Origin of the sequence: Actinoplanes sp. NPDC051633 (assembly GCF_040681735.1) — a bacterium.
Lineage (GTDB): Bacteria > Actinomycetota > Actinomycetes > Mycobacteriales > Micromonosporaceae > Actinoplanes.
This window is the reverse complement of the sequence record NZ_JBFAZH010000151.1, coordinates 1-10,278: the sequence shown is the minus strand read 5'-3', so window position 1 is coordinate 10,278 and position 10,278 is coordinate 1. Positions and strand designations below refer to the sequence as shown.

Genomic DNA, 10,278 nt, shown 5'->3' with positions numbered 1-10,278 from the left:
CGAAGACCAGCTGGTGCGGTCGCTTGGTCGCGCCGGTCACGGTGAGCGTGAAGCGCCCGCCGGGGTCGCGGCGCCCGGCCAGGAGCGCGGCCGACCGGCCGTGGGTGTGCAGAGACCCTTGGCGGTACGCGGACACGCCGGTCAGCGCCGCCCGCGGCAGGTGCACCGACCGCAGCAGCTCACCGTCACGCAGCACGGTGACGCCGTCGCCGGTCACGAACTCGGCCACCGGCACCCGCCGCTCGCCCGCCGGCCCCTGCAACAGGCAGACCCCGCCGAGCGCGGCGGTGAGCGCGATCATCGGACCGGCCGGCAGGGCGGCGCAGAGGTTTCCGCCGACGGTCGCGACGTTCCAGATCTTGAAGCTCGCCAGGAACGAGGCGCAGCAACCGCGCGCGATGCCGTGGAACGCCTCGAAGTGCGGCGCGCCGGCAAAGGCGGCCAGCTCGGCGACCGTGCAGGTGGCGGCGATCTCCAGCCCGTCCTCGCGCACCTCTAGGGGGGTCCAGCCGGCCGCGGCGAGGTCGAGCAGCCGGGTGACGCCGGGCTGCGGCTGTGCGAACAGGGCGGTGCCGCCGGCCAGCCAGGCGTCGCCGGGACGCCAGGCGCCGGCGCCGGCCGGGCTGACCACCTCGGTGACGGTGTGCAGATCCACCAAGCCGACGTTACGCGCCCTTGTTACGGTCGCCGCGTCGATCCGCGCAACAGCAGATGACGGCGCGTCGCGCCACAGCCGCGCATGCCGCCGGCCGGCGCGCCTGCCCGCGGCGTGCCGCCCGCCCGCGGTCCGCTGCCACTGAGCCGCCGCCGCCATCCCCCACCCCGGGCACTGGGTGGGTCGGAATGTAGGGGAGGGGTGTGACAGTTTCGGGTCTCTGTCCACAGGCCGACCGGTCAGGACGCGAACAACGCCACCGCGCCCGTCACCGTGACCGCCCAGGCCGCCACCAGCAGCAGCGGCCGGTGCGGGACGGACGCCGACGGTGGCGGGGGCAGCGGGCCGCCCGCGAAGGCGAGCATTCGCGCGTCCCGCAGCGCCGCCACCAGCTGCTCGCAGTTGCGCTGGCCCGAGCCGCGCGGCCACGGCGGCGGGGCCGGGACCGTCACCACCGAGTCGCCGACGGTCAGCGTCACCGCGCCCTCGTCGTCGTGCACCGCGGCGCTGTCCACCGTCCACGGCTCGCGGACCACTCCCCGGAAGCCGACCGCGACCACCCCGCCCGCGTGCCAGCGCAGCCGTTGCCGCAGCTGGGAGCGCCAGCCGAACTCGAAGGCCGCGGCCGCCACCACCGCCACCACGGTCACCGAGGGCCAGTCCCCGGCGAAGCCCGCCAGGTGCATGCCCTCGGCCGCCGCCAAGGTGGCCCCCAGCCCGATCGCCGCGACCGTGCACCACGCCCGCACCGGGGAGATCCGGTGCTCGTGCATCTCGTCCGGCGTCTCCAGGTGGTCCGTGCCGAGCAGCGCGTCCGGGTCGACGAGCTGCTCCTCGTCGTCGGTCACCTCCTGTGGCAGCCCGTGCTCCGGGTCGTAGGTGATCAGCGTCGTCATGCCCACCGGCTCGACCGGCACGTGCACCCGCCCGTCGACCTCCACCGCGCACCACGACCCGGGCCGCGGCTCGCCGTAGAGCGTGGCCGGGCGGGTCCGCGGATCGCCCGGCTCGCCGTCCCACGTCGACCACGTGTCCGCGGTGTCCATGCCGAACTCGACGGCGGTCCGGCCGTCCGGCGTGGGCACCAGCACGTGCAGATAGCCGAGCTGGTCGACGACCCGCGCCTCCCGGACCGGCTGCTCGGCGGAGAACAGCTCGTGCAGGGCCCGTCGCCGCGCCCTGTTCCGGGCGAGCAGCGCCACCCCGACGCCGGCCGCGACGACGGCCGCGGCCAGCCAGGCGGGCGCGCCGGTGCGCAGCGTCTGCGCCACGAAGGCGCCGGCGCCGGCCAGCGCCGCCACGGCGAGGCCCGCCGCCGGTCCGCCCACCGACGGCCAGGCGGCGGGCTGTGGTGGCCGGGCCACGCGCACCTCCTCGGCGGGATGCTCGGGCCCGAGCCGGGGATGGGCCGGCGCCCGATTGGGGTCGAGGCCGCGGAAGGAGAGGTCGGGATGCGCCGGGTCGGGATGGGCCGGGTCGGGATCCGTGGGCTCGAGGGGGTCTGAGGAGGAGGTGGACGGGTCGCTGAAGATGCGGGTGCGGGTGGTCAGGTGGGCCCGGGTCACGTCGAACCAGCCCGCGAAGTCGGCCCGGGCGGACTCCGGCGTGTGGGCCGGCGCCGGCGGGCGTGCATGCGCCACCAGCACGGCGACCAGCGCGTACGCGCACGGCAGCAGCTCGCGCCAGCCGTAGCCGGGCCGCGTGATCACCCACCAGCCCGCGCACGCCACCGCCGCCCACGCCGCCGCCGGCCGGTGCACATAGACCATCACGGCCGGCGCGGCCAGCAGCCCGAGCGCCATCCAGCGCACCGCCGGGCCCGCCGCCTCAGGGCCACCCGGCGCCGCGACCGCGGCCAGCTCCGAGGACGAGCCGGGCGCCGCCACGATGATCAGCACGATCAGCACGGCGGCGGCCGGCACGAGGTGCTGAACGCGGACCCCCGACCCCATGACAAGTGATTGTCGCGGGCGGAACCTCAGCTCAGGGCGGTTTCCAGCCACTTGGTGAGCGCATCGTTGAGCTCGGCCGGTCTCTCCAGCATCACCTCGTGACCCGCGTCGACGACCGTCTCGGTCAGGTCGGTGCAGGCCGCGCGCATGGGATCGGCGAGCGCCGTGTGCACCGTGTCGCAGATGTTGTCCAGCGCCGCGTGCACGAACAGCACCGGCATCGTGAGGCGGCCGCCGTCCGGCGCCGCCCGCGCGTACGCGATGTTGGCCTCGTCGTTGACGTACCACGCGCACGGGCCTCGGAAGCCTGTCCGGCGCAACCCACCGACCACCTCGGCGAAGTCGCCGGGCGGCAGGAGCAGGTGCTCGCGGCCGACATCGGGCGCGCGCCCGCGCGGGAACCAGCCGCCGTTGGCCACGACCTCCGCCGCCCGGGCCGGCTTGCCGACCGCCTGCGGCGAACCCGGCCGGAACAGCAGGGCCACCGTCGCCGCGACGTCGGCCTCGAACTGCGCCACCGCCTTGTCGAAGTCGACGTAGTAGAACCGGTAGTAGCTCCACTGGCCGTCGGGATAGCGGTCGGCCGGGTAGACCTCGCGGTCGACGAGCGGCACCAGCGACGACAGCGCGAAGCCGTGCGGCGCGTAGGGCACACAGGTGCTCGCCACCGCCCGGACCCGAGCGGGATGATGCGCCGCCAGGCCGAACGCCACCGGACTGCCCCAGTCGTGCCCCACCCACACGGCGGGCTCGCCGCCCAGCGAGTCGTGCAGCTCGACCATGTCGGCCACGATCTCGGGCAGGGCGTAGGCCGACAGCTCGGCCGGCGCGTACGAGTCGCCGTAGCCGCGCATGTCGGGCGCGACGCACCGCCAGCCGAGCCGGGCGAAGTGCGCCAGCTGCGCCCGCCAGACGAGGCCGCGCTCGGGCCAGCCGTGCAGGAAGAACAGCAGCGGGCCGTCGCTCGGCCCCTCCTCGATGAAGGCCATGGATGAACGCTAGCGAGGGGGTGTGACAGAACCGCCGGCCCGGTAGCCGTCGAACAGCGGGCCGCCGGCGTCGTCGAGCACCCGGGTGATGAACGCGGCGACCCTCTCGGGGGAGCCGGCCGCGGAGAGCCACGCCGCCGCGAGGTCCTCATCGAGGGCGCGGAGCTCGCGCAGCAGCCATTTGCCCCGGCCCGACCAGGCGCCCCGCAGCACCAGCGCGGACGTGGCGGCGGCGACCCAGCCGGTGCCGGTGAGTGCGATCCGTTCGCCGGGGTCGATCACGTGGGCGAGGTCGTCGAGCAGGTCGGTGAGTCCGTAGCGCTCCCGGTCGGCCTCGGCCTCGGTGAGCGGGGGCGGACCGGCCGCGAGCTCGCGGGCGGCGACGTCGCGGACCGGGCCGGGATCGCCGATCAGGGGTACGCCCGTGGCCACCATCCGGCGCAGGCTCGGCTTGCGCTGGGCGTACTCGGACTCGAAGAACCGCCGCTGGGACTCCTCGTCGTGCACGAACAGCTCGACCGGCCACCCGCGGAAGCGCAGGGTCTCCCGGTAGGGCGCGCCGGAGCGCAGCAGCACGACGATGTCGAGGTCGGAGCCGGGCGTACGGTCCGCGGTGAGCACGCTCCCGGCCAGCAGCGCCCACCGCGCCTCCGGGAAGCGCGCGGTCACGAGGTCACGGGCGTCGGCGATGGGGTCCCGATCCGTCACCGGAGAAATCATGCCGTGCGTCGTGTCGAGAACGCGGCACCGGCTCCGACCTATCGGCACAGAGGCACCCGACGAGAGGCCGAAACCATGCCGAAGTACCTGCTGATCAACAACTACGAGGGCGGCGCGGGCTGCGACACCCCGATGGGCGACTGGGACCCGGCGGACATCCGCGCGCACATCGACTTCCAGATCGGGCTGGACGAGGAGCTGTCCACCAGCGGCGAGCTGGTCGACTCCCAGGGCGTCGGGCAGACGCTGACCCGGGTGGTCTCCGACGGCGACGCGATCTCCAGCGAGGTCGTGCCGGTGGACGGCAAGCTCGCCGGGTACCGGCTGGTCGACGTCGACTCCGAGGAGCGCGCGGTGGCCATCGCGGCCCGCTGCAGCGCCGCCCCCGGGCACGGCGGCAAGCCGATCCAGCAGCCGATCGAGCTGCGCCAGGTGATGACGGCCCCCTGACCGCAGCTTTTATCATAATCTTAAATATGTCGATGGAACGTTGACCCGGGCGTGGGACGGACGGACTGTTAAGCACCTTTCCGGTTCCTATCCCCACCCGGAGTCATGATGTTCAGACGTGCCCTGCTGGCGGCGGCGACGGTGCTCGCCGCCGCCACGGCCGCGGTCGGAGTCCACCTCGACGCCTAGGCCGCCCCCGCCGCCTTCGCCCACCCCGGCGTGCTGGTCAGCCGCCCTCAGCTCGACTTCGTCAAGGCCAAGGTCGCCGCCGGCGCGCAGCCGTGGGCGGCCGCGTACCAGCAGATGATCAGCAGCCGGTACGCCTCGCTGTCGCGAGTCCCCGCCCCGCGCGAAACGGTCGAGTGCGGCTCCTACTCCAACCCCAACTACGGGTGTACGGACGAGCGCGAGGACGCCATCGCCGCGTACACCGATGCTCTGGCCTGGTACATCACCGGCAACGCGGCGTACGCGAACAAGTCCATCGCCCTGATGGACGCCTGGTCGGCCACCATCCGGCGGCACACCAACAGCAACGCCCCGCTGCAGACCGGCTGGGCCGGCTCGGTCTGGCCGCGGGCCGCCGAGATCATCAGGTACACGTACGGCAACTGGCCCAACCAGGCCCGGTTCGCCACCATGCTGCGCAATGTCTACCTGCCCGTGGTCATCGGCGGCAGCTCCAGCAACGGCAACTGGGAGCTGAGCATGATGGAGGCCGCGGTCGGCATCTCGGTGTTCCTGGAGGACCGGGCGAGCTACGACCGGGCGATCACCCGGTTCCGGGCCCGCGCGCAGGCCTTCGTCTACGTGGCGGCGGACGGTGTACGCCCGAAGTACCCGCCGGTCGGCACCGTGGACACCCCCGAGGAGCTGTACTCGTACTGGCACGGGCAGCGCGCCTTCACCGACGGCCACGCGCAGGAGAGCTGCCGCGACTTCGTCCACACGGGCTACGGCATCTCGGCCATCGCGCACGTCGCCGAGACGACCCGGATCCAGGGTGTCGACCTCTACCCGGAGCTGCAGGACCGGTTGCGGCACTCGCTCGGCTTCCACACCAAGTTCGAGAACGGCACCGCCGTCCCGTCGTCGATCTGCGGCGGTGACGTGACGCTGGGGCTGGGCCCGATCACCGAGGTCGGTTACAACGCGCTACACAACCGTCTCGGATTCGCGATGAGCAACACGCAGTCGTACACCGAGCGTCTGCGCCCGCAGGGGTCGAACAACCTGTTCGTGGCCTGGGAGACATTGACGCACGCCAACAACCCGGCCTGATCGGGGATCGCGCGGGCTTGCTTTGGGTCGGTACCCTCTGCCACCGCAGTGATGATCTCGGAGGCATGAGTGTTCAGATTCAGGGCGGCTCGCGCGGTCATGGCCCTATCGGTGGTGGCGGTGATCGCGGCCGGCTGTTCCGACTCGGACCCCGGCGCCGAGACGCCGGCCCTGGAGGCGCCCGGCACCGTGCTCACGACGGTCAAGCCGGTCCGCAAGGACGTCGTCAACAGCATCAGCCTCACCGGCAAGGTCACCATCGATCCGGTCTTCGGCATCGTGGCGCCGATCGGTGGCGAGGTGCGCTACGTGGACCGGCGGCCGAACACCGTGCCGGTCGACCAGGCGACCTGGGTGGCGTCGGTGTGGAAGCGCGGCGTGCCCAGCCGAGTCGAGATCCCGAAGGGCTCGATGCTGGCCGGGCGGCTGATGGCCGACCACGCCACGGTCACCGCCGGGATGCCGATCATCTCCGCCAAGCACGCCGGCTACGGCATCGTGGCCGAGATCGACAGCGCCCAGGCCTACCGTCTCTCCGGTAGGGCCCAGTCCGTACGCGGACAGATCAAGAACGGACCAGGGCCGTTCGCCTGCATGCCGCTCGGCACCGTCGCCGCGCTGCCCGAGGGCACCGTCCCCGAGCCGCCGCAGCCGACCGACCAGCCGGCGCCGGACGCGCAGCAGTCCGGCCCGCCCGTCCCCGAGCAGCCGGGGGCGGCCGGCGCGCCGCAGCAGCAACCGGGGTCCGAGTCGACCGGCCTGCGGCTGGTGTGCACGGCGCCGAAGGACATCAAGCTGATCAACGGCGCCTCGGTCACCCTCGACGTGGTCACCGGCAAGGCGGCCAAGGCCCTGGTGCTGCCGGTCGAGGCGGTGGCCGGCACGCAGGGCAAGGGCAAGGTCGACCTGGTCGGCCCCGACCAGCAGCGCAAGACCGTCGACGTCACGCTGGGCCTCACCGACGGCCGGTTCGTCGAGATCAGGGCCGGGCTCAACGGCAGCGAGACGGTCGCCATCCCCGGCCCCGACCTGCCCGGCGGGGAACCGCAGGCGGACCCCGGAGCCGGCGGGGCCGTACAGGTCGGGCCCGGCGGATGAGCGCGCTGATCGAGCTCAGCGGCATCGTCAAGACGCTGAAGGGCCAGGACCAGCCGCGCACCATCCTCGGCGGGGTCGATCTGCGGGTCGAGCCGGGCGAGAGCGTGGCCATCGTCGGCCGGTCCGGGTCCGGCAAGAGCACCCTGCTCAGCGTGCTCGGAATCTTCGACCGGCCGGACTCCGGCACGTACCTGCTCTCCGGCCGGGACATCAGCCGGGTCCCGGAACGCCGCGCGGCCCGCCTGCGCAGCGCCGAGTTCGGCTTCGTGTTCCAGCGGTTCTTCCTGCTCAAGCACCTGACCGCGGCGCAGAACGTGGCGATGGCGCTGGTCAACGGGCAGGGCTGGCTGCCGCGCCGGGAGCGCCGGGCACGCGTACTCGCCGCTCTCGACCGGGTGGGCATCGCCCACCTCGCCAAGAATCGCCCGACCAAGCTCTCCGGCGGCGAGCAGCAGCGGGTGGCGATCGCGCGGGCCCTGGTACGCGAGCCGCGCGTGCTGCTCGCCGACGAGCCCACCGGCGCGCTGGACGCCGAGACCGGCACCCTGGTGATCGAGGCGCTGCACGACGCCACCAACCGCGGCTGCGGCCTCGTGCTCGTCACCCACGACCGCGACCACGCCGCCCGGATGGGCCGCATCCTCGACCTGGCCGACGGCGTGCTGACCGAGCGGGTGCCGGTGTGAGGCGCCTCAACGGGCGGCTGCGATCGTCGCTGATCATCGGCCTGCAGGGCATCCGCGCCCGCAAGATGCGCACGCTGCTGTCGATGGTCAGCCTCTTCCTCGGCGTGCTCGCAGTGGTCGTGGTGCAGGCCGGCGCCAGCATCGCCGAGCGAGCCTTCCTCGCCGACACCGAGCTCACCGTCGGCGTGGACGGCACCAAGGTGGCCCACCTCGACGCGTACTCCAAGCCGCAGGTCACCGGCATCGCCCTGGACACGGTCAAGGGCCGGTCCGACGCCGTCGCGATGGTCGGCACCCAGGCCGTCGTCGGCGAGCCGGGCGTGCTGCCGGTCAACGAGGGCGGGGCGCCGATCGGCGAGAACTGGGGCGGGTCGGCGCCGGTGCCCGACGGGCCGGTGCCGGGGCAGGCGGTCGAGATGCACCTCACCGCGCTGACCGGCGACGTCCGGACGTTCCGGCCCTTCCGCCTGGTCTCCGGCCGCTGGCTCGACTGGGGGACGAAGCCGTCGCTGGCGCCGCGCATCGTGATCAACGAGGCGGCGGCCGAGGGCTTCCGGCAGTACCACGTGCCCGCCCAGATGACCGTCCCCGGCGTGCGTAACCCGGTCACGCCCCGATTCGTCGGCGTGGTCGACGACGGCACCAACTGGCCGCAGGCCTACCTGCGCTACGACGAGCTGAGCGTCTGGACGCCGGCGGAGGCGGACGCGCAAGGTGGCGGTGGCGGCGGTGGAGACCTGCAGGTGCTGATGACCGGCTCGTCGCCGGTCGCGCAGGTGCTCACCACCCGGGTACGCGCCATCGGCAGCGACGCGTCCATCGAGACGATCAACACCCGCGGCGACCGTACCCGGGAGATCAAGCTGATCCGGCTGGTGTTCCTCGGCATGGCCGGCCTGGTGCTGCTGATCGGCGTGGCCGGCATCCTCAACGTCGGGCTGGCCAGCGTCGGCGAGCGGGTGGAGGAGTTCGCGCTGCGCCGGGCGGTGGGCACCCCGCGGCTGCTGCTGGCCGGCATCGTGCTCACCGAGACGCTGCTGACCGGCCTGCTGACGGCGGCCGCGGCGATCGGCGTCGGCGTCGCCGCGCTCAAGGTGATCGTCACCGTGGTGGGCTCGTCCGAGCCGCTGCTGCGCGGCGTCACCTTCCCGTGGGACGCGGGCGTGGCCGGCATCCTGGCGGGCCTGATCGCGGGCATCCTGGGCGGTGCGATCCCGGCGCTGCGCGCGGCGGGCATCCCGATCGCGACGGTGATGCGCGCGTAAACCGGGTGACCGTCCCCGGATCGCTGGGCTAGCTTCGCGGCGTGGAACCACTCGAAGAACGCGCGATCCGCTCGTCGTTCGTGAAGCAGCAAACTCGAGCGCGCGATGAAGCATCTGGACGCCTTCGTCAGCCGCGTCGCCGCGGGATGACAACGGCGCGCGAGGCCGTGGACCGGCTGGTCGCCGGTGCCGTCGACGTGCTCGGTGACGCGCTGGTCTCGGTCGTCGTGCACGGGTCGCTGGCGTGGGGCTGCTGGGGTCCGGCGAGCGACATCGACGTGCTGGTGGTGGTCGAGGACGACGCCGGTCTGGGCGGGTTCCACGACATGGTGGTGGCGGTGGACTCGCAGGCGCCGGGCAAGGGTTTCGAGCTGTCCGTGCTGACGCGTACGGCCGCGCTGCGCAGCCGGCACCCCATCGAGTTCCGCTACCACTACAGCCGGACCGCGCTTCCCGGCGCCGGCCGCGGCGGGCACGACCCGGACCTGGCCGGCCACCTGCGGGTCGCGTCGGTCACCGGCGTGTGCGCCTACGGCCTCGCGCCCGGCCGGGTGTTCCGCCGGGTGAGCGACGAGGAGTTCCTGGCCTCGGTCGGCGCCGACGTCCGGGACAGTCTGCGGCCGCTGGCGGATCTGACCGCCGGCGAGGTGCCCGTACCCGTGTATGCCGTGCTCAACGCCGCCCGGACGCTGGCTGGCTGAGCGACGGGGTGATGCTGTCCAAACGCGACGGCGGCCGCTGGCTGCTCGAGCACCGGCCGGACCTCGCCGGCCTGGTGACGGCCGCCCTGGACGAGTACGCCGACCCGCGCGGCCGCCAAGCTCGCGCGGAGGACCTGCGTCGCCTCGCGCTCTCCGCTCAGGGCTTCCGGGCCAGGCCGCAGAACTGGTAGACGTCGGTGTCGGCCGTCGGGTCGCCCGGCTCGGGACGCCACTTCGTGCAGGTCACCACGCCCGGCTCGAGCACCTCGAGGCCCTCGAACCAGCTTTCCAGGGTGGCCTTGCTGCGCAGCGTGATCGGGGGCGTCGCGGTCTTGTTCCACTGCTCGGCGGCGGCCGCCGACTCCTCCGGCCTGATCTCCGTGGTCGGGTGCGCGATCGCCAGATGGCTGCCGGACGGCACGGCCGACACCAGCCGCTGGACGATGGCGCGGGCCTCGTCGTCGTCGCCGATGAAGTTGAG

At 73.4% G+C, this 10,278-nt stretch carries 12 protein-coding genes; 7 read left to right on the top strand and 5 right to left on the bottom strand.

Annotated elements, in window-relative coordinates; genetic code table 11:
* The 4 genes from AB0M20_RS11725 to AB0M20_RS11710 form a co-directional block, all read right to left on the bottom strand.
* Positions 1-655: FAD binding domain-containing protein (locus tag AB0M20_RS11725; protein WP_364297088.1), on the bottom strand; the 655-nt coding region annotated here is incomplete at its 3' end.
* Positions 656-894: 239 nt separating this feature from the next.
* Positions 895-2,607 (bottom strand): hypothetical protein, encoded by a 1,713-nt coding sequence (locus AB0M20_RS11720; RefSeq protein WP_364297086.1) that lies wholly within the window; start codon positions 2,605-2,607, stop codon positions 895-897.
* A gap of 26 nt (positions 2,608-2,633) precedes the next feature.
* A complete protein-coding gene (locus AB0M20_RS11715; RefSeq protein ID WP_364297084.1) occupies positions 2,634-3,596 on the bottom strand; it encodes an alpha/beta hydrolase in 963 nt (320 codons plus the stop codon).
* 9 nt (positions 3,597-3,605) lie between these two features.
* Positions 3,606-4,304, bottom strand: a complete 699-nt coding sequence (locus tag AB0M20_RS11710) for a nucleotidyltransferase domain-containing protein (protein ID WP_364297082.1) — start codon at positions 4,302-4,304, stop codon at positions 3,606-3,608.
* Between the two features lie 87 nt (positions 4,305-4,391).
* Here AB0M20_RS11710 and AB0M20_RS11705 point away from each other — a divergent pair, with 87 nt between their 5' ends.
* The 7 genes from AB0M20_RS11705 (at position 4,392) to AB0M20_RS11675 (ending at position 9,988) form a co-directional block, all read left to right on the top strand.
* Positions 4,392-4,766: a hypothetical protein gene (locus AB0M20_RS11705; RefSeq protein WP_364297080.1), complete on the top strand. Its 375-nt coding sequence runs from the start codon at positions 4,392-4,394 to the stop codon at positions 4,764-4,766.
* 219 nt (positions 4,767-4,985) lie between these two features.
* A complete protein-coding gene (locus AB0M20_RS11700; protein WP_364297078.1) occupies positions 4,986-6,047 on the top strand; it encodes an alginate lyase family protein in 1,062 nt (353 codons plus the stop codon).
* A gap of 69 nt (positions 6,048-6,116) precedes the next feature.
* Positions 6,117-7,145 carry an efflux RND transporter periplasmic adaptor subunit gene (locus AB0M20_RS11695; RefSeq protein ID WP_364297076.1) on the top strand — a complete coding sequence of 343 codons (1,029 nt, stop codon included), beginning with the start codon at positions 6,117-6,119 and terminating at the stop codon, positions 7,143-7,145.
* On the top strand, positions 7,142-7,831 hold the full coding sequence (locus AB0M20_RS11690) for an ABC transporter ATP-binding protein (protein ID WP_364297074.1): 690 nt from the start codon (positions 7,142-7,144) through the stop codon (positions 7,829-7,831). Before AB0M20_RS11695 ends, AB0M20_RS11690 begins: the two co-directional genes overlap by 4 nt.
* Positions 7,828-9,096 carry an ABC transporter permease gene (locus AB0M20_RS11685; protein ID WP_364297072.1) on the top strand — a complete coding sequence of 423 codons (1,269 nt, stop codon included), beginning with the start codon at positions 7,828-7,830 and terminating at the stop codon, positions 9,094-9,096. Before AB0M20_RS11690 ends, AB0M20_RS11685 begins: the two co-directional genes overlap by 4 nt.
* Positions 9,097-9,242: 146 nt before the next feature.
* Complete coding sequence (locus AB0M20_RS11680) at positions 9,243-9,797, top strand: nucleotidyltransferase domain-containing protein (protein ID WP_364297070.1); 555 nt, start codon at positions 9,243-9,245, stop codon at positions 9,795-9,797.
* An 11-nt stretch (positions 9,798-9,808) separates the two neighbouring features.
* The gene (locus AB0M20_RS11675; RefSeq protein WP_364297068.1) at positions 9,809-9,988 is read left to right on the top strand and encodes a hypothetical protein; all 180 of its coding nucleotides are present in this window, start codon (positions 9,809-9,811) and stop codon (positions 9,986-9,988) included.
* On the opposite strand, the gene AB0M20_RS11670 is transcribed toward AB0M20_RS11675, so the two are convergent.
* A partial coding sequence (locus AB0M20_RS11670; RefSeq protein WP_364297066.1) for an SAM-dependent methyltransferase occupies positions 9,955-10,278 on the bottom strand: 324 nt, incomplete at its 5' end. The genes AB0M20_RS11675 and AB0M20_RS11670 overlap by 34 nt on opposite strands.

Bases quoted from the DNA above. Each gene is read 5' to 3' on its own strand.
- AB0M20_RS11720 (WP_364297086.1), bottom strand. From the start codon at position 2,607: ATGGGGTCGGGGGTCCGCGTTCAGCACCTCGTGCCGGCCGCCGCCGTG.
- AB0M20_RS11715 (WP_364297084.1), bottom strand. From the start codon at position 3,596: ATGGCCTTCATCGAGGAGGGGCCGAGCGACGGCCCGCTGCTGTTCTTC.
- AB0M20_RS11705 (WP_364297080.1), top strand. From the start codon at position 4,392: ATGCCGAAGTACCTGCTGATCAACAACTACGAGGGCGGCGCGGGCTGC.
- AB0M20_RS11690 (WP_364297074.1), top strand. From the start codon at position 7,142: ATGAGCGCGCTGATCGAGCTCAGCGGCATCGTCAAGACGCTGAAGGGC.
- AB0M20_RS11680 (WP_364297070.1), top strand. From the start codon at position 9,243: ATGACAACGGCGCGCGAGGCCGTGGACCGGCTGGTCGCCGGTGCCGTC.
- AB0M20_RS11675 (WP_364297068.1), top strand. From the start codon at position 9,809: ATGCTGTCCAAACGCGACGGCGGCCGCTGGCTGCTCGAGCACCGGCCG.